The organism is Butyrivibrio hungatei, from assembly GCF_900101605.1.
Lineage (GTDB): Bacteria > Bacillota > Clostridia > Lachnospirales > Lachnospiraceae > Butyrivibrio > Butyrivibrio hungatei_B.
The window spans coordinates 61,472-82,193 of record NZ_FMUR01000005.1 but is presented as its reverse complement, the minus strand read 5'-3'; the positions used below and the strand labels follow the sequence as shown (position 1 = coordinate 82,193).

The following is a 20,722-nucleotide window of genomic DNA, read 5'->3' as shown; positions in this document are numbered from 1 at the left end:
TCCCTTAAAAGTTAAAGTAAATAAACGGATTGTAGTTTCCGATAACAAGATAACTCACGCAAATTATAATCATCCCAAGCATAAGAACCGGATATGCTATCGAGTATACCTTGTGCCAAACTGAACCCTCATGTTCATGGAACCACTTGTTCATCATAGGTATAACCGGTATTGAGAAAATAATTCCTAAAATGAATACCGGCAAATACTCCTTAAACATCATAAACGCTGTTGCACTCAATATACCATTGTTATTGGCTCCGAACATATTAAGGTAAAAACGTCCTGCCTGATAAATATCATCAGCTCTGAAGATTACCCACTGGAAATTAACTATAAGCAAAGTATATGCATGCTTTAAAAATGTGTTATGAACACGGTTGTCAAAATCCAAAAGTCTCTCAAGAAGCTGTAATACAAAAAAGAACATTCCCCAAATAATAAATGTCCAGTTCGCACCGTGCCAGATACCTGTAAGGAGCCATACAATTGCAAGGTTTCTTACCATAGTATCTCTGTTTGCAACTCTGTTTCCTCCGAGAGGAATATATACATACTCTCTGAACCAGTCAGTCAAAGAGATATGCCAGCGCTTCCAGAACTCTGAAACAGATCCGGCAATATATGGATAATTGAAGTTCTCTTTAAACTTAAATCCAAAGCAAAGTCCAAGTCCTATCGCCATATCTGAATATGCAGAGAAGTCGTAATAGAGCTGCAATGAGTATGCGATTGATCCAAGCCAAGCAAGTGTAGCAGGAACAGGAAGCTTATCGGTACCGATACGGGACCAGTTAAATACATTGTCTGCGATCGTACCGAAACTGTTGGCAATTATGATTTTCTTTCCTACTCCGACTGCAAAACGTGAAAGTCCAAGCGCAATCTTATCTATACTGCTCTTTCTGTCTCTGATCTGCTCTGCAATAGTATTGTACTGTACAATAGGTCCAGCAATGAGCTGAGGAAAAAATGCAATATAAAGTCCTACATAAAAAGGATTCTCTGCCTTTGTCACACCCCTGTACACGTCAACGACATATGACAATGCCTGGAATGTGAAAAATGAGATTCCGATAGGAAGTGCAATCTTCAAATCAGGCAACAGTCCCTTGAAACCACTGTTAATTATTCCAAATACAAATCCAAGGTATTTGAAGAAAAAGAGCACCGCAATATTTCCAACTATCGAAGTGATGAGCAATCCCTTCTTAACCTTGCTATCTTCAACTTTCTCAATAATGATCGCAATTATACTGTTGAACAGTATGGATCCGATCATAAGAAATACGTAAACAGGCTCTCCCCATGCATAGAACAAAAGACTGGCTAATAATAGCCATATATTCTGTGCCATCCTAGAAAAAGAGAGCAAATAATATCCCAGAAACACAATTGGGAAGAAATATACCAAAAATGGTATGCTGGAAAATAACATTCTTTACCCCTTTCTCTGAATCAGATATGACGGAATTATAAGTAACAACAAAGCTGCAATAAGCAAGAGTTCTCTAATACCCTCAACCGATGTGTCATATTCGGCACTATCAAGAATATATCCGAGGTCAACCTGTATTACCTTGCCGTGCTTCTGTATGAAATTCTTGATGACATATATCTCATCCATATAGTCATCCGTAAATCTCGATAATGTCACACCGTCTTTTTCATATGATGCAAGATGATAATTACCTGAATTATCATCTGTAGGATCTAGATAATCATCGGCCCATCTGTACCACTCTCTCACCTGTGCAGACTTGAGGTACGCAGTTGTCTCATCTATAACATCAAATAAGTGTTCCTCAGAAAGGTGATACTGGCGAAGATATGCAAATCGACTCTTCAACTGCTTCATGAACTTCTTATCATTACATATCTGTGTATAAATATCTCGTGTATGGAACGCAAGATCTTCAAGATCCATCTCAACAGTAGGGTTATTATTCATCGCCTGGTCATAGTCCCATACAGGTCCGATCTTAAGCTTTTCACCCGAGTTCTTATACATGTATGTTGAATGTTTACCGGCGTCATAGTTTCCAAAAAACTCATTTATCAGGAAATAATCCGCAAATGACTGTGTATCAATATATTGATCGTATGTTCTGAATATTGAATAATCATCCGAATATATGACTTTTTCCATTTTTGAAAAATCTTTTTCAATGTACTCTTTGGTCGCATCAGTAAGCTTAGACTGAGACGGATACTTAAGACCGATCCAGTTATCAAATTGCTTATTAGTGCCTTCAACTTTTCCTGAAAGTCTGCCATATGTATCAAGCATTACATCCGAAGATGTTTTTCTGTCTCTTCTTACGATATAGCTTGAATACACGTTTTTGGGCTTATACTTGTCAAGTTTAACTCTTTCATCTCCTCTTGAGATTGTCTCCATAAAAAGATATACGCCCTGATACGTATAAACACCGTTCTTTTCCATAAGGACTTCACAGAATCTGCTGTCGGGAGCCATGCTGTTGCCATCAATCTCAGATGCAATCCTGTAAGCAAGATAGTTTCTTATCATGCTCTTATCAGCCATACTTCCGTTGAGAACCCACTCAGATCCCTTACCCATTCCAAGGATATCTGAATTATTCTCTTCTCCGCCTGCCAAAACGGTCTTTATCTTATACTGTTTTTTATCGTATCCGATTGAAGAATGTCCCTTCATCTTGATACGGATCTGACTGTTAAATGAAACGGGGGTTGAGAGATTATTGTCTCCTGTTCCGCCGTCAATTACCTTGATGTTTCCCGTTACATAGGGATCATCACCCGAAAGGATCTCCTGTCCATCTCTGTATTTCTTATACTGAGGCATTTCTTTATCAACTGAAATTACGACTATCGGAAGGTTTGTATGGAAACCAGCTTTTACTTTATATTCGTTGTTAACATAAAGAAGCGGATCTTCAGTTGATGAATCGGGAGTAAGCTCTGCATATGTTCCGGAATTTCTTTCCTTCAAGCTTTCATCCGAACTAAAAATGCTCAAAACTCCCATAACCACAATTACAAGAAGAAAAAGGGCAATAAGAACCTTTCTTTCACTAAAATGAATTTTCTTACGCATTTAGTAGCCCCATTCACTCTTTATAATTACTGGTTAATCTCTTCGTCCTGTCTTACAAGACTAACTGACTTGATTCCTACTTTTGCAGAGAAATTAGGAACAAATGAACCGTTAGCCTTCTCACGCTTCTTAAGGATTGTTTCTGAAATTTCATAGATAAGCTCTGCTGCATTCTTGTCTTTGTTGACATTCTGAAGCTTCATGACAGCTTTACCTGCAAAGAAAGAAGCAATTTCCTTATCGATATCCTCTACCTTGTCTGCCTCTGCCTTCATAACGATCATAATTCTCTCGTTATCTCTTACAACACCGAAGAGTACAAGGAATACAAAGATGATGAATGTTCCGATTCCTGCCATGATATAGTCTGATACACCACAAGTAATACCAATTGCTATTGCCCAGAAAATATAAGCTGTGTCTCTGGGATCCTTGATGGCTGTTCTGAAACGAACGATTGATAACGCACCAACCATACCAAGTGACAAAGCAATGTTATTGCCGATTACATTCATAACAAGTGTTGTTACAAGTGCAAGCATAACAAGGGATACATTGAATTTACGACTGTAAACTGCTCCTGAATGAGATACTCTGTATGAGATGTATATCATAAGACTCAAAATACATGCTGCTACAAAGTTAAGAATTACATTCTGAATTGATAAACTTCCTGCTTTGTCCAATAGTCCTGTGTAAAGATACTCTTTCATTTTTTTACTCTCTCTTTCTCGTTTTTCCTTTTATTTTGCAAATGATCTTGAACGACCATATTTACTGTTTGATACTCTGGGCTTGTCTACAATATCAAGTGTTTGCTTAATATATGAGAATAGGAACCCATTGTATTTAACTTCCATTGTTGTTTCCGAAGGATCGGCAACTCTGTATGACTCAATGTCATCCTTAAAGAACTGTGAAGGATCTTCCAACGCTCTAAGATTCATATCGAACGTTATTCTTATATCATTGAATTCGTTCATAAAAGCCATTCTGTCATATTCAACGATACACTTAGGAACATATCCCTTCGTATTCATAAAAGTATAAAGTCCGTGAGCTAAATGCTCAGGTCTCTCCAATAAGAAAGTATAGTCCCCATCTATCATACTCTCCGCCTCTTCGAGACTTAGACTAAGCGATCTTTTTCTCTGGAAATCGCCCTCTTTAGCTTTAAGCTCAAGCTTAATTATATTGGTCTGGCCATCGTAGATCCTCATTCTGATCTTCTGTCTCTTATCGAGTCCGTCCAGCTTCTCCATATAATCGTTATCATGGAATGTATCAAAGTAAAGTGATCTTATTGTATAACCACCGCCGTCCCTATTATGCGGATCGGCGTCCATGATCTTCTCAAGCTTGCTCTTATAAATGTATATCTCATCTGTTCCAATGATATACTTTAGTTCTTTTCTACTTACATCAAGCATATTCACCTCCCGTAATATATATCATCATAGGTGCGGAACTGAATATCTTCGCCCTTTGAGCACATCTGGATAATGTAGCCCAATACTGCAAATACTGCAGCGATGCAAGCATCCACGATTATGTCGCTGTATACACCCGTGTATATAACGCCAAACATAACTCCTGCTCCTACAATTGGTGCAATCGCGCGGATAATCCGCTTCATTCCTGTTTTGTCCTCGCCCTTTTCGCGTCTCTTCTTTTCAATAAGAGATAACAAGCCCAAGAATAAGCTCATTACTATAAAGACAAAAAGCACAAGCAAGAACATTTTAAGTGTCGGACTTGGAACAAGCGGTTCCAATACGATCATTCCTCCGGCCATAAGTCCGGTCGCAATAAGAATAGAAGCAATCACCTTAAAACAACGGTGTCCCCAAAGACACATACATATCGAAAACAGTATCGATACGATGATTGCCAGGAAGAGGATCGAATCTTTAGTAAAATAAAGATCATAGTCCACTTTTGGTAATTCAAAAATCAGTTTTTCTTTCGTAAACATTAACAAATACCACCGTTTTCACAATTTAAACACATTCTTACCACACAACGTTCACAAGTATACATCATTTTTATCCGTTTTGGTAGACTTTTTTTGAAAAAATTACTTTTTTTTAAATTTCTTATTAAAATTTCTTTCACACCACATCCTTTCTCTCAGTGTATCAGCGGCTCCACAAAAAAATTGCAAAAAAATAAATTACTTTGTTGACACCCATAAGCAATCATGTTATAACTGTATTAACACTACTAATACACGATTGTTTCGGAGGTTTAGATATATGAAAAAAAATATTTTTGCAATTTTGGTTGCAACATCATTAGCTTTCACGCTTATGGCATGTCAGTCTTCGGGAGAAACATCCGAGTCAGGCACAAATATAGAAGATACCGCATCCCCTTCGGATGCCACCCCTTCATTAGATACGGGTTCTTCATTCTCCGGAGTTGATGCTTTGGCATCAACTTCAGATGCCGCATCTACAGGGTCCTCTCTTTCTTCATCAAGTGGCATCACTACTGACGCAAAAACGGGGAATATCGGTATCTCTGCTATCCTATCTACCGGTACTGACATTGCCATAACTTACTAAACAGATGTCTCACTCTAGGGGTGATCAAACGACTCTGTATATATACTTTTACCACCCATCTTGAGATTATCACGATCGGATTACCTCCTTCTGCTGATAGATAATCCCAAGGTGGGATATAACCCAAATAATTTTTACGCACTATGTGCTTTATATAAAGGAAAAAACATGGATATTATGAACAGCAATAACTATTTGAATGAAATTACATCAGACGCAGACTACGTTCCGGAATCCATAAGCATTTATAAACTGGTGATCGTATACGGATCACTTTTTTGTGCCGGGGCTTACAATCTGATCAATGCGATTTCAAGTATCATTTTGTCATTTCCTCAGGATTTCAGGATTAAACCGGGCAATATAGCAATGATTAAATGGGCTGTATTCGATGTTGTTTCAATTCTTCTCTATATCCTGGTTGCTTTTTTATGCGCAATTGCTTTCAAGGCCGTTATGAAGAATGCCAAAAACCTTGAAACACTTGTTACCTCGCCGTTTGCTATCGGTTTTTTGGGATATACCATAAAATCTGTCATGTACAGAGAGTTTTTCCACACGGTATACAAGATGCACTGGCAAAACTTCTTATTTATCACGGTGACTCTCGGAATCATCGTCGCAAATCTTATTTATTTAAATAAAGACAGCATATACGAAACGCTAAGCAGTCTTATAAATAGAAAAGTTGGGTAAAAAAATAACAGCCCGGATCGTTTTTTTGGTCCGAGCTGTTTGTTTATGTCTATACCTTTTTAACTGCTGTTTAGCCGGATGCTACCATATTTTCCGCATTCTGTATCGCCTGAAGACGAACTTCAAGAGGCACCGTTCCTTCACCTTCCAAAACGTCTCCCGTTTGGATCGTATTTACCATATCTTCGGTACGCTCAATCTCCCTGCTCTCTGCCTCATCCTCTATGATCTTACGAAAATTCTCGTTAGCACTTTCAAGCCTTGCTTCCCTTGCAGCATCTCTTGCTTCAACCTCTGCATTATACTCAATCTGGGACACATCTCCCCTTAAGTACATCTGTTGCAACTGCGCATCCGTATAACCGGCATAAGCACTTGAACCGGCCTGTGCGATCTTTTCCTGATTCTTTCTGTCAACGAGTCCGGGATTGGTCTCTTCAATAGACTGCTTTTTAGCACTCTCGGCAGCCTTCTTTGCCATTTTTTCTCTCTCACCTTTATCCGTGAGATCTATCTTGCTTCTCTTCTGCTCATACTTTGGAGCTTCTTTCGCTTCTTCTGCTTCGGTTTTTGCTTCTGCTCTTATATTTTCTTTTGCATCATCTTCAATCTTCTGTTCCCGCTTCTGAGCATCAACAGCAGCATCATCCTTCTTTTTCTCGGGAAGATCTATATTGGGAACAACCTCTTTTTCCCTCCTGTCATTCGCTGCCTTATTGACATCGTAGAGGGCTTTTGAATTTTCCTTATCATCCGCTCTAAGGTCTGACTTTTCATTCTTTACACGAACTGTATCACCATCACCGGATTTCGCTATAATAGGCCCATATTCCGATGTTCTGACTTCCTCTGCTTTAGACGCCGCTTCCTTTGTCGCATTCTGTCTGCCGTCATCGGTATTCCTATTCTGAGTATCAATGCTCTTTGCATCTGCCGTTTTCTGAGGTTCAATACCACGTGCATTTACGGATGAATTCAGCGAATTAGATATCTGACTATTAATACTTAAATCTGCCATATTACCTCCTTCACTTTGCACCGGTATATCACCGCGAATTTCAGTGCAAAGATTACATACTATTCTGCACCCTCATTGTACTCCGTCAAAACGTAAAAAGAAATATTTATTGACTAGATTTAATAGCCTTTTTATAAAATTATAGAGTGCTGCTGTGTATCCATTTCAGATAACACTGCCTTACGCCTCCTCACGCCATTGGTTACTATAGCTCTTCATACACAGCCCTGCCCCAAAGCCATCCGTTTAGAAATGTAGAAACTTCACCGTGCGGAAATAAGGCGGATTTTCGCAGTATTTAAGTATGTTGCCATATTCAAGAGCAATAAAAAGATTTAAGATTTCATTCTGCTTTCGCTCCAACTGTTTGAGCCCATCTATGGGCGAGTTTTGGAGCGAAGAATGGAAGCTTAAATCTTTTTATGCCTTGAATATCAACATACGCAACTACAAGAAAATCCGCCTTATTGCCGCACGGTGAAAAGCAACTACCTCCAAGCGGATGGCTTTGGAGCAGAGCGTAACAAAAAGGCTGTACCCATAACTCACGTCACGGTACAGCCTTTGATTGGTCCACATTACTGCACATTATCTTTTTTATCCATGATCATATCAACGCGTCCTGCATACTTGATCTTGTAGATCCTTCTGAGAGATTCATTGATCCTGTCCTCGGATATCGTTCCATCCGCAACAGCCTTCTTGACGCCCTCGTATGCCTTCTTGAAATCTTCCGGAAGATATATCATGTCGGCGCCTGCCTTAATTGCCGCAACTGCCGCTTCATCCGCCGAATAAAACTTTGTTATCGCTGAAGTGTTAAGTGCATCCGTAAGTATGATACCGTCAAATCCAAGGTGATCCCTGAGTTGCCCCGTAACCATCTTCTCCGAAAGACATGCAGGTGTGTCGTCTCCGTCCACATTGGGATAAGAAGCACCCGTAACCATGATTGCATTCACGGAATCATTTTTTACAGCTTCCTCAAATATCTTGTACTCAGAAGATTCAAGATCCGTTACACTCTTTTCCACTTCAGTCTTTCCATGCGACGTATCGACCTTAGCAGGGAAAGCATTCAGACATGAAGTCATTCCTGCGTCTTTCAGACCCGATGAAAAAGATACCGCTATATCCTTAACCTTATTAAAGTCCTTTTCTTCCTTATCATTACTTGATGAATCCATCACAGGTGAGATATTGAAGTTGAAGCCATACTTATACATGGCACTTCCAATTGCTTTCGCATTATCTCTCGCAGAATCGGAATCGGTAACATCTGTTACGCCTTCAATACCGAGATTTGAAGAAATCGCGCCGTTCTTGCTTCCGTCTTCCGCAACCAAAGTAAACACGGGATACTTACTCATTGAAGAAGTTGTATCCAGCATCTCTGTGATCTGATCTTCATTTTTAATATTTTTTGAAAAATAAGCCATTCCGCCAACAGCATAATTCATAAGAGCTTCCTGTGTTCCGCTCCCTGCCTTGACGGCTGTAGACACTCCCGTAAGCTGTTCGGGAGTTACGATAAAGAGTCCCGCAACCCTATCTTCCAAACTCATCCCCTCGATGATTGTATCAATACTGTCATCAAGCAGATCATCATACGACATCTCCTGCGTCTGCGATGTCTCTCCTCCCGATGCACCCGGACTTTCGATAATAACTTCCTCCGAGCTCATCTCGGCAGCCGCAACAAGATCTCCTCCGTTTGGTTTAACAAACTTAAATACTCTATTTAGGGAATATACCGTTATGAAAATCAGGGCAGATGCAACTACCATTACTCCTGCCAAAATCAAATAAGCTATCCTCTGGTTTCGCCTTCTTCTCCGTCTCCTCTCAAGTCTTCTTTCATCTAAAACTTGCTCATCCATTACACTCATATCCCCATTATTCATTTATTTCTTCCCCATTATTTTAACACATAAATATGCATAATCAAAGGGCAGAAGCTTCATCTTTTTACCTGCTTCTGCCCTATACCGAGTACTCTTCTGAACTAAAATTTTCCATGTCCAATGGACTGTCCTCCAATTTCCCAGCTACTATCTTTCCATTCATTTTTGCATTCAGATGCTGTGGCTCAAGAATTAAATATTGAAAAACCACGAATCATGTACCGGAAGAGCTGAACTTTAATTAAAATCCTAAACAATACCTAATTAGTTAGTTCAAAATATTTTGGTGGTCTGTACCATCCTTTCCCTGAATATTTTAATTAACTATCCCTTTGGACCGTACCTCCTATTCTTTCTCCCTGCTCTTTCGATCTAAAGAACTCTCAGGAGAAGTATTCTTTATATTAATTCCCTTTTCTTTATCTGACTCCATTATATTTATAGGGCATTAATTTGTCAAGACATTTTATATTTTTTCTTTATTTATTTTGATATTTTATTTATAATTGTCAAATATTCTGTGTATATTCTTAATTGTATGTACATTACAATCAATTCTGCATATTCATTTGCCGTCCAAGAAATCCCAGCAATAAAGAGCCGTATAAAAGAAAAAATTGTCGCACATTTAAAAAATGCCGACAATTTTCCATAAAATAATTTATGATATCTTATTTTATTTTTTGACAATATAATCAAAATCTCAATCATAAATGCAATCAAATAGATGGAGAAACCAAAAAACCATGTAGCCGTATAAAGCTACATGGTTTTCAATCTTTATCTTATTCTTATCTGTATGTATCAATCAAGCGGATACTTATCTGTGAGCTTCTTGATGATAGCGCGAGCCTCATCGTTCTTCTCACCCTTGTTCTTGATGACAACGGCGATGGCTTCAGCAATCTGATCCATATCTTCTGTGTTCATTCCTCTTGTTGTTACAGCAGGAGTTCCGAGACGGATTCCGCTTGTTACAAAAGGTGACTGCTGTTCGTTAGGGATAGTATTTTTGTTAGCTGTGATGTGAGCATCATCAAGCCAAGCCTCTACTTCCTTACCTGTAAGGCCGAAGTTTGTGAGGTCGACAAGCATAAGGTGGTTGTCTGTACCGCCTGATACGATCTTAACGCCTCTCTTCATAAGTCCGTCGCAAAGAGCCTTAGCATTTGCAACAACATTCTTTGCATACTCTGTAAATTCAGGAGAAAGAGCTTCCTTGAAGCAAACAGCCTTAGCTGCGATAACATGCTCAAGAGGGCCACCCTGGATTCCGGGGAATACAGCCTTGTTAATCTTGAACTTGTCCTGAGCAGACTGATTCCAAAGGATAAGTCCTCCTCTGGGTCCTCTGAGTGTCTTATGAGTTGTTGTTGTAACAACATCCGCATAAGGGAAAGGACTTGGATGAACGCCTGCAGCAACAAGACCTGCGATATGAGCCATATCAACCATAAGGATTGCTCCGCATGCGTCAGCAGCTTCTCTGAACTTCTTGAAATCTATTGTTCTGCAGTATGCAGATGCACCTGCAATAATAAGCTTGGGCTTGTGCTCTACAGCGAGTTTGTACATCTCTTCGTAGTCAAGCACTCCGTTATCATCAACTCCGTAAGGAACAACCTTGAAATATGTTCCTGAAATATTAGCCGGGCTTCCGTGAGTAAGATGTCCGCCCTGGCTGAGATTCATACCCATGATGGTATCACCGGGCTGTAAAAGAGCAAACTGAACCGCAAGATTAGCCTGTGCACCTGAATGAGGCTGAACATTTGCATAATCGCAGTGGAAGAGCTCTTTTGCTCTCTCAATGGCAATCTTCTCAACTTCATCAACTACGTGACATCCGCCGTAATATCTTTTTCCAGGTAATCCCTCTGCATACTTATTTGTAAGCGGGCTTCCCATTGCAGACATAACAGCCTTGCTTGTCCAGTTCTCTGATGCGATAAGCTCGATGTGGTTATTCTGGCGCTCTACTTCCGCCTCAATCAATGAAGCGATCTCAGGATCAATCTTTCTGACTTCATCCAATGAATACATTTCAACTCCTCCGAAATAATAGGTTAAATTCGACAATTTAATGTGTTAAAGCAACATCTTGCATATCGTACCATATATACAAAAAAAATGCTATAATGTTGGGGATTAATTATTTTTTTAACAGAGGACTCGTATGTATTACTGTATAATCAACCCATCGGCAAGATCCGGAAAAGGAAAAGATATCTGGACCGGACTCGAATATAAATTTATCTCTGCGGGAATAGAATACACTCCCGTCTTCACCGAAGGTCCGGGACACGCATCCAAACTGATGTCACAGTTCATCGCAGCCGCAGACAAAGAGGATTTTCCTATAAAAGTGATCGTACTTGGCGGCGACGGAACCCTCAATGAAGCAATAAACGGAATCACCGATTTTGAAAAAGTAATTGTCGGCTACGTTCCTCTTGGTTCAAGCAATGATTTCTCAAGAGATCTGAATTATCCGAAAGAATATGACGACCTTCTTGAGCGCATCATAGACGGAAAAGTTATCAGAACCCTTGATATAGGAAAGCTCACCTACGGCTCAATGACAAAGCCCATATCCAGACTTTGTAAAACAACGCCCGATAAAGTCAGATATTTCGGCGTAAGCTCAGGTATTGGATTTGATGCTGCCGTATGTGAAGAAGCTCTCTCATCCGGAACAAAGAATTTCCTTAATAAAATAGGTCTCGGAAAGCTGACCTACGGAATGATCGCGATAAAACAGCTCATAAAAGCCGATAAGATACCGTGTGACATCGAATTTGAAAACGGTAAGCAGGTGCATTTGACGCATTTCTTATTTATCGCATCAATGATACACCGCTACGAAGGTGGCGGATTTAACTTCGCTCCCAAAGCAAAGCTTACCGACGGAAAATTTGACCTGTGCATTGTAGGCGATATGAAAAGAGCCATGATGATGCTCGCTCTTCCGTTCTCTTTCTTTGGACTTCACTACTACTTTAAGGGTGTGTACAAATACAGAACTTCAAAGATACGTATAAAGACGCTCATTCCCATGTGGGTTCACACAGACGGAGAGGTATCGGTAAAATCAGACGATATAACACTGGAATGTCTTAAGCAAAAACTTAAGTTGATGACATAATTTTTATGTCAAAAGAATCAAAAAACTCCGTTTTTACCGAGTAATCAAGGTAAAACGGAGTATTTTTTTATTCATATCTGAAAGCAAGCTTCTCTTCTTTTCTTTTGCAGAAATTCTCCATTGCCGATGTGCGGTAATAGAAAATATAGAAGATAACAGCCATCAAGATCGCGGTCGCAACATCATAAACCGAATGCTGCTTCACGAACATGGTTGAAAGAATAATAAGTGTTCCCAAAATGTCACTTGAGATCTTTAATCTCTTATTAAATTTCTTACTTTTTCGGACAGCAATCATGGTTCCGATTGAGTTATATACATGAATACTCGGCCAAAGGTTTGCCGACGTATCTTTGCTGTATATGATCTGCACAAGCGCGGTAAAAATATTATCCCTTGGCATAACAGCCGGCCTTAAGTGCTGTACATTCGGAAAAAGAGTCGATATTACAAGGAACAATGTCATTCCCGTAGTCAGGAAAAAGAAGTTCTTGTAATAATCCTCCACTTCCAACGTCAGTATAAAGAAAACCAGCGTAAGTGATACGTAAAAGAACCATAAATAATACGGAACAATAAACGCTTCTATAAATGGAATCCTGTCATCAAGCGCCGTATGTATAACGGCATAGTGTGAAAATCTGTGTTTCTCTATTATTGAGAACCAGGTAATATACAAAGCACCATACATAAGAAGCGGCATTGCCATTCCGAATACATTCTTTAAATAGCCCTTGTCAGGCTTTTTTCCAACAAGTCTTTCGAATATATCTTTCATAATTTCCTCATAGGTGTATTTGCTACTTCTGTATCTCAAACTACTTTATCACTTTATCGTTATTAATTAAAGTGAAAAATTTTCTGTAATAATTTATATCCGGCCAAAGTTATCTTTCTACCGCCTTTTCCGGGCAAATAAATATATGTGCCTTCAATACTGTATCTGATCCTTACATATAACCAGTAATTCTTGTCCTTGATGTAGTTTAAGAGATCTTTTCTCTTGGCAAGATTTTCCGTTGTATCTTCCGTAATAAGAAGAACCGAAGAAATCGCCGTGATAATCTCCAGATAATTAAACATATATCTGTATCTCTCAGGCTGCGACTTGATCATTCCTATATTCTCAACGTAATAATCGATCATAAGCTTATTCACTCTGATCTGCTGATCGATACGTGAGAGCATGATCTTCTGATTAACGGACTGATCCTCGCGCCCGATGTAATAATAATAGAAATTTACATCGAGGTAGTACATCGTCTTTACAAAAGGAAGCGGATTGAACACATAGATATTATCAACATAGAATGTGTGCTCGGGAAGCTTTAATCCGCACTGCTTTAAAAGCTTTGTCCTGAATATTACAGAATGCATGAGAAGATAGTGTCCCTTGGGAGTTCTCTTTATGTCTTTCCATGAAAAGAGCTCTTCAACAGGAAACATCGTGTTGTAGCGCATAACCTTATGTCTCTTCTCGCCCACTTTGTTGTATACAAAATTGCTGATCAAAAGATCAAGCTGAGTATCTCCGCCCGCAAGATCTGCAAGTGTCGACAATATTTTTCTGTAGGCAATCTCTTTTACCCAGTCATCCGAATCAACTACCTTGAAGAAAAGACCTGTAGCATTCTCAAGTCCGGCATTTACGGCACTGCCGTGTCCGCCGTTGGGCTTATGGATTGCTTTTACGATCGTGGGATATTTTGCCGCATATTCATCGGCTATCTCCGCTGTTCTATCCTTTGATCCGTCATCAACGACTAAAATTTCTACATCCTCACCGCCAACAAGCAGCGACTCTATGCATTTAGCCATGTACCCTTCTGAATTGTAGCAGGGAATCGCAACTGAAAGTAATTTCATACTAAATTTAACTCCTTAATCTGGTACTTTCATATTTTTCCATCGTTGTAAGGCAGTTTCTAAGATCGTTGTATCTGCCGTCAACATCCCCCTCGTTAATGACAACGCCAACCGACATCGCCATTATATCAATCATATCGTTAGTAATTATCGGATGAAGCTTGCACAAAATATCATTCTTTTCGGAAGCAAGGTCTGCGTCCAAAAATTTTATCACAAGCGGATCAAGGTTAAGATCGCGCGCCTCATCATCAATGCTCTTCTCCATAACTTCAGAGCGTTCGTAAGAAGTATCTACTTTAAACTTCGGTGCTGAAGTTACTTTTTTCTCATCACTCATCTTTCCTGCCTCATTTCTCTCGTTCTTTACCGTATCTTCGGCTTTTTTATTTTCCGGAGTTTTCTCAGGTTTAATTACATTTTGCGTGTCTTTGGTAATATCTTTTTCCAAATTCACTTTGTTATCCTGAACAGCTTTATTTTCCTGAATAACTTCTTCTCCCTGAGTCTCCTCTTCATTCACATCATTTGTGACCTCTTCAAAACGGTATCTCTGTTTAACATCGGGGTACTTATTCCTGTCAACTTCCGACATAAACATTGAAAGTGGTCTGCAATAAACCGAATAATCACCGTAAAGAGCCTGATAGACCACCATTTTTTCCCTAGTTTCGGAATGCGTCGCAATAGTGACTATCTGATACATTTTCCCCTTAAAATGTCTGTATAACTCCTGTGGTTTTGGTACTGATCTTTCCAAAATCTATCCTCCCTTATAAGCGTAAACAAAATTAAGTATAAGCCCAAAACACTTCTTTTTCAAATATCATTTGGGAAAGCAGTTGTCCGGTTGTTTGTCGCGGGTGCAACCTATTATGACCATCTCGACACTGATAATATAATCAAGTTTTCCGGTCTTAACAGCTTCATCATTTGAAGCACACAACTCAAGGGCATCTCTCAGCTCTTCAATCGTATAATTGCCTGCCCATCCCACGTATTTACCGACAAGAAACGGTGCCAACCCCACGGCAGCCGCTATCTGCGCTTTATCCTTGTGATTTTGGGTCATCTCTTTTATCTGGAGCATAAGATTAAATTGCCTGGTTATAAGAGCAAGTATCTTTGCAGGTGGCTCCTTAAGTGCCAGAAGATCGTAGTAGAGATTTATCGCCACAGTCCTTTTTCTCTCAACGATTGCATCCGTCATGGCAAAGATACGTCCTGTAAGCCAGTTTGCACATACAGTTTCAACATCTTCATCAGTGATCTCATTTCTGTCAATGCAGTAGCAGACAAGCTTCTCTATCTCAGTGCTGATATTTGACATATCCGTTCCTACGCGTCCGAGAAACAATGCAAGGGCACGCGGAGAAATAGTCTTCCCCTCAGCCTTGAGTTTACCCGCGATCCACCTTCTCAAGGTATCTTCGCTCTGTTCATCGCAGCTGATATCAAGTCCAAGCTTAGAGGCAGCTTTAAAAATATCTTTTCTCTTATCTACTTCCTTTTCGACAAAGATAAAACATGTAGTCTCAGAAGGATTCTTCAAGTAATCGGCAAGTTCGGGACAGCCGCTCTTAAAAAAGCCGCTGTTCTCAACAAGGATTACTCTCCTATCCGACAAAAAAGGCATTGTCTCAGCCATATCGATTATCTCAGCCGGATTGCAGGCATCGCCTTCATATCTGGTGAAATTCATCGAAGAAGCGTCAACCCCCATTGCCTTAATGAGTTTGTCCTTATTCTGGAGTCTCAGATAAGCCTCATCCCCGTATAATAAATAGCAAGGCTTAAAATTCCCGCTCGCTACGTCTTCATTTATCTGTCTTTGTTTCACAGGAAAATCCGATGTTTTAACTGCCATATATAATCACACTCCATTCAATATGTTACCACAGATGTATCAAAAACTCACCTTAATATATGGACATTATAATGATGTGATTGTATAACTAACTCTGTATAGATAATATAGGCATCATAATTTGTGCTTAAGTGAGGTTGTCATGAAAAAAGATCTTTTTGTCGTGTCAGGTTTTATCTTCGCAATATATTTTATTTTTCATATCACCGGGATCGGATGTCCGATAAAATATCTGACCGGCGTATCCTGCCTTGGATGCGGTACAACGAGAGCATGGCTTGCTCTTCTTAAAGGTGATGTCGCCGCAGCGTTCAGATTCCATCCACTCTTCTGGATGCCTATCCCTGCTGCGTTTATCGTTATTTTCAAAAAAAATATTCCACATAAAATATATAATGCTTCCATATTTTTTTCTTTTACCTTATACTTACTCGTGTATGTTTTTCGTATGTTGTACTCTGACGGATCGGTAGTAACCTGTATGCCGCGTCACGGTGCTATATACAAAATAATAACTTTACTTTAGGAGGAGAATTTTTATGTTTTGTAAGAATTGTGGGAACGAAATACCTGAGGGATCAAAAGTATGCCCTGCATGCGGAACAACCGTAGAGTCAATGGCATCAGATTTCGCAAATACTTCCGGACAGACTTATAATGCAGCCGGCCAGGAAGTATCAAACACTTATGTAGGGGATTCATTCAACGGAAACAATCAGTCATACATAGGCGCTGTACCTCTTAAGACAGACAGAAGCCTTCTTATTTATATCCTCTTATCCTTAGTAACATGTGGTATCTATTCATTATTCTTTATTCACTCACTTGCAAAAGACGTTAATGTAGCATGTGCCGGAGACGGAAAAGAGACTGCAGGGCTCCTTAAGCTCATTCTTTTATCTATCGTAACATGTGGAATTTACGGTGTTTACTGGTACTACTCATTGGGTGACAGACTCCACGAGAATGGCCCCAGATACGGTGTCAACATCACAGAGACCGGTACAACAATACTTCTTTGGATTCTTATCGGTTTGCTTTTCGCTTGTGCAGGTTCATTTGTTGCTATGTACTTCATTATCAAAAATACAAATGCCATTTGCGAAAGTTACAATCGTATGAACGGAATTGCATAATTACTGCATATTTCATAAATATATAAACATAACGATTAAGCTACAGCCTCTATCTAATGAGGTTGTAGCTTTTTATATTATAGAAAATGCTTTTTTATTGAAATTCCTTCCCTTGATTTAAAAAGCACTCCGCTTCCATCCTGTCATTTTTAATCCTGAAGATAACCGCTCCGGATTCGTCGGTCCTGTATATCTTCGAGCCAATATTTTCAAGTCGTTCAAGCACTTCCTCGTGAGGATGTCCGTATCTGTTATTCTCCCCACAGCTAATTAGCGCAATCTTTGGCCTTATTAGTTCAAGGAACTCTTCATCAGTCGTATACTTCGACCCGTGATGTGCTACCTTAAGTAGCGTAATATCTTTGAAAATCCTAGGATTTTTTCTTATCAGATCTTTGATATTCTCCTGCCCCTCTTCTTCCACATCTCCCGTTAAAAGAGCTTTGAACTCTCCGTAGCTCATAAGAAGAACCGTAGAATATGCATTTGCGCCCTCAGTAGTCATTCCCTTGTCCGGATTTATGCATAAAAACTTTGTTTTTCCAACAGTAATCTCCTCTCCCGTCGAAATATAAGAAACAGGAATGCCAAGTTCCCCGGCTCTCTTCTCAAGTTCTCTGTAGTTATCACCTCTTGATTTTTCCGAGACATCGGGAAGTATCAGCCTTTTTATCCTTATCCCGCCTTTTTCCATATCATCCATTATTTCCAAAAGTCCCGAAATATGGTCATTGTCCTCATGTGTAACAACCGCCGCATCAAGACTTCCGATTGCTCTGTACTTAAGATAAGGGATTATCGAATACCTTCCGACTTTCTTTTCCGAAGTACTTCCTCCGTCTATGAGAATCCGCTCTCTTCCGTCTTCAATCACGATGCCGTCGCCCTGCCCGACATACAGAGCCGAGATTGTCAGCGAAGGCTTGGGATTATATACAAGAATAACTGTTGCTATCGGGATAAGCGCCATCCTTATGTACTTCTCAATATTCATAATTTGCCGTCTTTTACCAAATAAATATTTAGGGAAAAAGAGACCGATACAGACGATCAGACAATAACATGCGATCTTAAGAGTCCCCGCATGCCCGATATAGAGTGTGTTTCCCGGCAGTAACGTCTGAACACCGCACACATTTTTATAAAAAAGAAGAATTATATGCGCTATAATCCCCGGAACAAAGCCTGTTATCCCTACCACAAAAAGACACAGGATTCCTACGCCCATCAGTATACTGAGTAAGGGAATTATAATCATATTTGATATCAAAGAAAACAGCGGATATGTGTAATAATATGCCATATATATCGGTAAAGTGGATATCATTATCGCTATCCCGGATATAAATCCCGAGCGAAGGAACTGCTTTCCTTTATAAAGAATATTATCTTCATCACCGGAAAACATGAGCTTTCCGTTTTTCTTTTTCTCAAACATATCTTCAAGAGCGGGGCGAACCACAGTCACACCTATTACCGCGCAAAAAGAAAATAAAAATCCGCTGTTATATAAATAAAGCGGACAGTCCAGAATAAGAAGTATCTCAGCCATCGCAAGTCCCGATAAAATATCGTATGTTCTTCCCACAAGCGGCGCAATAAGCCGCATCGTGAACATACATATCGCTCTGAACGAAGATGAACCGATACCGCACATTTCCCCGTACAGATACATCACGATTATCGGGATCACTGTATAGAATAAAGGCTTAAGCTTGCACTTCCTGAGTACTTTGTAAAGCCCCATTCCGATTATGGAAATGTGCAGTCCGCTAACGGCAAGAATATGCATTATTCCGCTGTTTTTATACATATCCTTTATATCATCATCCATATAGGCTTTATCGCCGAGTATCATGGCTTTTAGCACAGCGCAGTCGCTCTCTGTGAGCACCTTATTACTATCAAGATTCTTTTCGAAAAACATCTTGAGATTATATAATTTTTCGCGCAGAACATCTTTTTTTCCATCCGTTTCCGTAACCTGCGCATCAAATAATCTGAAAGCAATCTTCATGGTCGCATAGTACAAGCGACTGTCAAATCCTCCGGGATTTCTTACTTTTTTAAAAGAAGTAAATTCCCCTCGTATCTTTACGTGCTCGCCAATAGAAGGAATATAGTCATCTCCCTCTTTTAAACTGCACATTACATATTTCATTTTTCCGATTGAGATATTCTGTGGAACCACATAAATAACGTTAAGACTATCACCGGATGGATCCGGGCGGGCTTCTTTCCGTGCAACAACGCCGGTAATAAAGCCCGTTTTCCCATCTATACCATCAGGTAATTGATATAAATAATCTGTAAAAGAAATTCTAAGATAAATAAAGACAATCGCCGTAATGACCAGTGCAACCGGACATAACGGTCTTTTCACTTATGTAAAACTCCTTATCTTGAAATAATATCCTCATTTCTTTCGTATGCACCCGAAATATTATAATCCATATAGGTGAACGAAGAATCTCCGTCAACCGAAATAACAACCCTGTCAACACCGGGAAGCTCGGTTGCCGTATTTACTATAGAATAAAGCGCAGCCTGAACGGTAACATTATTTGACTGAGTAAGGAAGGATGAATCAAAATCGATAAAGCAAACTTTATCCTTGATATTCACACTGTTGATCTTGGTCTCCTTATTGATCGTAGGAAAAGCATCATTTGTGTTGGGACCGTTTATCAACTGTTCAAGCCTTAATTTTTCCTCGGAAATATTGCTGTTATATACAACATATCTGTATACACGTTTAAGCTTATCGCCTGTTTTATTGGCAAAGTACAGCGTGATCTCCTCTTTCTTGTTTTTGTTTATCTCGCTGTCGACATTATAAATGAAATCCTCACCCTTCATCGGGCCAATGGCATTTCCCGCATGATCTTTGAGAGGTGCCGGCTCGTAAGGATCGTCTGTCGCAGAATCGGCATCACCTTCAAAATTCATATGAACAGCTTCTTTTTTTCCAACATAAAAATATACGTTATCTATACCGTCAATCTGCGTAAATGTACTGACAATCGCCGCTCTCGTAAGGACCTCTTTGGTTATTCCAAGCTTACCGTACTGAGCACCAAACTCAAGTTTAAGAACTCTGTGTTCGTAAGTATATCTGTTAAGCCAGGCATCTCCGACTACATCGCCGTTCTTTTCACTCGGCTTTTCTCCGGATTCATCGCCCGATATGGGAGCCTCATACAAACTCTTTCCGGGACTCTCCTCAAGCTTCTGAACAAGTTCAGTGATCGCGCCGTACATATCCTTCGCAGGATCCGTCTTAAGCTCGTATTCTACAGGCACAATACTTGACTCATCCGCTTTCACGTAGAACACATTTATCTTGTTGTCTGCTTCGATCTCTTTTTCCCCGCATGAAACCAGAAACGCAGATGTAAGTATGGTTGCTGCGCAAAACAATATTCTATTTTTCATAAAGCA

18 protein-coding genes and 1 pseudogene are annotated in these 20,722 nt (G+C 39.7%); 4 read left to right on the top strand and 15 right to left on the bottom strand.

The window, feature by feature from the left end; all coding sequences use genetic code 11:
- Positions 1–4: 4 nt before the first annotated feature.
- From BLP87_RS04155 to BLP87_RS04130, 6 genes are all read right to left on the bottom strand, one after another.
- A complete protein-coding gene (locus tag BLP87_RS04155; protein WP_026654395.1) occupies positions 5–1,438 on the bottom strand; it encodes an MBOAT family O-acyltransferase in 1,434 nt (477 codons plus the stop codon).
- A 3-nt stretch (positions 1,439–1,441) separates the two neighbouring features.
- Positions 1,442–3,082, bottom strand: a complete 1,641-nt coding sequence (locus BLP87_RS04150) for a CotH kinase family protein (protein ID WP_026654394.1) — start codon at positions 3,080–3,082, stop codon at positions 1,442–1,444.
- A 26-nt stretch (positions 3,083–3,108) separates the two neighbouring features.
- Positions 3,109–3,795 carry a DUF4956 domain-containing protein gene (locus tag BLP87_RS04145; protein WP_074461578.1) on the bottom strand — a complete coding sequence of 229 codons (687 nt, stop codon included), beginning with the start codon at positions 3,793–3,795 and terminating at the stop codon, positions 3,109–3,111.
- A gap of 30 nt (positions 3,796–3,825) precedes the next feature.
- Entirely contained in the window at positions 3,826–4,512 is a 687-nt protein-coding gene (locus tag BLP87_RS04140; protein ID WP_034461916.1) for a polyphosphate polymerase domain-containing protein, read from the bottom strand.
- Positions 4,513–4,514: 2 nt separating this feature from the next.
- Entirely contained in the window at positions 4,515–5,057 is a 543-nt protein-coding gene (locus BLP87_RS04135) for a hypothetical protein (protein ID WP_026666965.1), read from the bottom strand.
- Positions 5,058–5,399: 342 nt separating this feature from the next.
- Positions 5,400–5,633: a hypothetical protein gene (locus tag BLP87_RS04130; RefSeq protein WP_176756601.1), complete on the bottom strand. Its 234-nt coding sequence runs from the start codon at positions 5,631–5,633 to the stop codon at positions 5,400–5,402.
- A 184-nt stretch (positions 5,634–5,817) separates the two neighbouring features.
- Here BLP87_RS04130 and BLP87_RS04125 point away from each other — a divergent pair, with 184 nt between their 5' ends.
- A complete protein-coding gene (locus BLP87_RS04125; RefSeq protein ID WP_074461576.1) occupies positions 5,818–6,345 on the top strand; it encodes a hypothetical protein in 528 nt (175 codons plus the stop codon).
- 70 nt (positions 6,346–6,415) lie between these two features.
- Here the strand turns inward: BLP87_RS04125 and BLP87_RS04120 are convergent, their stop codons facing one another.
- The 3 genes from BLP87_RS04120 to glyA all read right to left on the bottom strand — a co-directional run bounded on the left by BLP87_RS04120 (position 6,416) and on the right by glyA (position 11,310).
- Positions 6,416–7,363 (bottom strand): hypothetical protein, encoded by a 948-nt coding sequence (locus BLP87_RS04120; RefSeq protein WP_074461575.1) that lies wholly within the window; start codon positions 7,361–7,363, stop codon positions 6,416–6,418.
- A gap of 578 nt (positions 7,364–7,941) precedes the next feature.
- Complete coding sequence (locus BLP87_RS04115; RefSeq protein WP_083334468.1) at positions 7,942–9,267, bottom strand: glycoside hydrolase family 3 N-terminal domain-containing protein; 1,326 nt, start codon at positions 9,265–9,267, stop codon at positions 7,942–7,944.
- An 804-nt stretch (positions 9,268–10,071) separates the two neighbouring features.
- Positions 10,072–11,310 carry a serine hydroxymethyltransferase gene (gene glyA / locus BLP87_RS04110; protein ID WP_027209305.1) on the bottom strand — a complete coding sequence of 413 codons (1,239 nt, stop codon included), beginning with the start codon at positions 11,308–11,310 and terminating at the stop codon, positions 10,072–10,074.
- A gap of 133 nt (positions 11,311–11,443) precedes the next feature.
- On the opposite strand from glyA, the gene BLP87_RS04105 reads away from it, so the two are divergent.
- The gene (locus BLP87_RS04105) at positions 11,444–12,412 is read left to right on the top strand and encodes a diacylglycerol/lipid kinase family protein (protein ID WP_074461574.1); all 969 of its coding nucleotides are present in this window, start codon (positions 11,444–11,446) and stop codon (positions 12,410–12,412) included.
- Positions 12,413–12,479: 67 nt separating this feature from the next.
- Here the strand turns inward: BLP87_RS04105 and BLP87_RS04100 are convergent, their stop codons facing one another.
- The 4 genes and pseudogenes from BLP87_RS04100 to holA form a co-directional block, all read right to left on the bottom strand.
- Entirely contained in the window at positions 12,480–13,190 is a 711-nt protein-coding gene (locus BLP87_RS04100; protein ID WP_074461573.1) for a phosphatase PAP2 family protein, read from the bottom strand.
- 62 nt (positions 13,191–13,252) lie between these two features.
- Entirely contained in the window at positions 13,253–14,278 is a 1,026-nt protein-coding gene (locus BLP87_RS04095) for a glycosyltransferase family 2 protein (RefSeq protein WP_026654366.1), read from the bottom strand.
- A 528-nt stretch (positions 14,279–14,806) separates the two neighbouring features.
- Positions 14,807–14,984, bottom strand: a pseudogene (locus BLP87_RS16580) (DUF1653 domain-containing protein); the annotation flags it as partial.
- A 120-nt stretch (positions 14,985–15,104) separates the two neighbouring features.
- The gene (gene holA / locus BLP87_RS04085) at positions 15,105–16,145 is read right to left on the bottom strand and encodes a DNA polymerase III subunit delta (protein WP_074461572.1); all 1,041 of its coding nucleotides are present in this window, start codon (positions 16,143–16,145) and stop codon (positions 15,105–15,107) included.
- Positions 16,146–16,287: 142 nt separating this feature from the next.
- On the opposite strand from holA, the gene BLP87_RS16575 reads away from it, so the two are divergent.
- Together BLP87_RS16575 and BLP87_RS04075 are read left to right on the top strand one after the other, a co-directional pair.
- Positions 16,288–16,671 (top strand): DUF2752 domain-containing protein, encoded by a 384-nt coding sequence (locus BLP87_RS16575; protein ID WP_074461571.1) that lies wholly within the window; start codon positions 16,288–16,290, stop codon positions 16,669–16,671.
- Positions 16,672–16,684: 13 nt separating this feature from the next.
- Positions 16,685–17,281, top strand: a complete 597-nt coding sequence (locus tag BLP87_RS04075) for a DUF4234 domain-containing protein (RefSeq protein WP_074461570.1) — start codon at positions 16,685–16,687, stop codon at positions 17,279–17,281.
- Positions 17,282–17,375: 94 nt separating this feature from the next.
- On the opposite strand, the gene BLP87_RS04070 is transcribed toward BLP87_RS04075, so the two are convergent.
- The gene (locus BLP87_RS04070; protein WP_074461569.1) at positions 17,376–19,664 is read right to left on the bottom strand and encodes a DNA internalization-related competence protein ComEC/Rec2; all 2,289 of its coding nucleotides are present in this window, start codon (positions 19,662–19,664) and stop codon (positions 17,376–17,378) included.
- Positions 19,665–19,678: 14 nt separating this feature from the next.
- Positions 19,679–20,716, bottom strand: coding sequence for a GerMN domain-containing protein (locus BLP87_RS04065; protein ID WP_176756600.1), 1,038 nt, complete (start codon positions 20,714–20,716; stop codon positions 19,679–19,681).
- Between the last annotated feature and the right edge of the window lie 6 nt (positions 20,717–20,722).

What these genes read in the sequence shown, in the direction of transcription:
- BLP87_RS04155 (WP_026654395.1), bottom strand. Translation starts at nt 1,438, where the DNA reads ATGTTATTTTCCAGCATACCATTTTTGGTATATTTCTTCCCAATTGTG.
- BLP87_RS04150 (WP_026654394.1), bottom strand. Translation starts at nt 3,082, where the DNA reads ATGCGTAAGAAAATTCATTTTAGTGAAAGAAAGGTTCTTATTGCCCTT.
- BLP87_RS04145 (WP_074461578.1), bottom strand. Translation starts at nt 3,795, where the DNA reads ATGAAAGAGTATCTTTACACAGGACTATTGGACAAAGCAGGAAGTTTA.
- BLP87_RS04140 (WP_034461916.1), bottom strand. Translation starts at nt 4,512, where the DNA reads ATGCTTGATGTAAGTAGAAAAGAACTAAAGTATATCATTGGAACAGAT.
- BLP87_RS04135 (WP_026666965.1), bottom strand. Translation starts at nt 5,057, where the DNA reads ATGTTTACGAAAGAAAAACTGATTTTTGAATTACCAAAAGTGGACTAT.
- BLP87_RS04130 (WP_176756601.1), bottom strand. Translation starts at nt 5,633, where the DNA reads ATGTCAGTACCGGTAGATAGGATAGCAGAGATACCGATATTCCCCGTT.
- BLP87_RS04125 (WP_074461576.1), top strand. Translation starts at nt 5,818, where the DNA reads ATGGATATTATGAACAGCAATAACTATTTGAATGAAATTACATCAGAC.
- BLP87_RS04120 (WP_074461575.1), bottom strand. Translation starts at nt 7,363, where the DNA reads ATGGCAGATTTAAGTATTAATAGTCAGATATCTAATTCGCTGAATTCA.
- BLP87_RS04115 (WP_083334468.1), bottom strand. Translation starts at nt 9,267, where the DNA reads ATGAATAATGGGGATATGAGTGTAATGGATGAGCAAGTTTTAGATGAA.
- glyA (WP_027209305.1), bottom strand. Translation starts at nt 11,310, where the DNA reads ATGTATTCATTGGATGAAGTCAGAAAGATTGATCCTGAGATCGCTTCA.
- BLP87_RS04105 (WP_074461574.1), top strand. Translation starts at nt 11,444, where the DNA reads ATGTATTACTGTATAATCAACCCATCGGCAAGATCCGGAAAAGGAAAA.
- BLP87_RS04100 (WP_074461573.1), bottom strand. Translation starts at nt 13,190, where the DNA reads ATGAAAGATATATTCGAAAGACTTGTTGGAAAAAAGCCTGACAAGGGC.
- BLP87_RS04095 (WP_026654366.1), bottom strand. Translation starts at nt 14,278, where the DNA reads ATGAAATTACTTTCAGTTGCGATTCCCTGCTACAATTCAGAAGGGTAC.
- holA (WP_074461572.1), bottom strand. Translation starts at nt 16,145, where the DNA reads ATGGCAGTTAAAACATCGGATTTTCCTGTGAAACAAAGACAGATAAAT.
- BLP87_RS16575 (WP_074461571.1), top strand. Translation starts at nt 16,288, where the DNA reads ATGAAAAAAGATCTTTTTGTCGTGTCAGGTTTTATCTTCGCAATATAT.
- BLP87_RS04075 (WP_074461570.1), top strand. Translation starts at nt 16,685, where the DNA reads ATGTTTTGTAAGAATTGTGGGAACGAAATACCTGAGGGATCAAAAGTA.
- BLP87_RS04065 (WP_176756600.1), bottom strand. Translation starts at nt 20,716, where the DNA reads ATGAAAAATAGAATATTGTTTTGCGCAGCAACCATACTTACATCTGCG.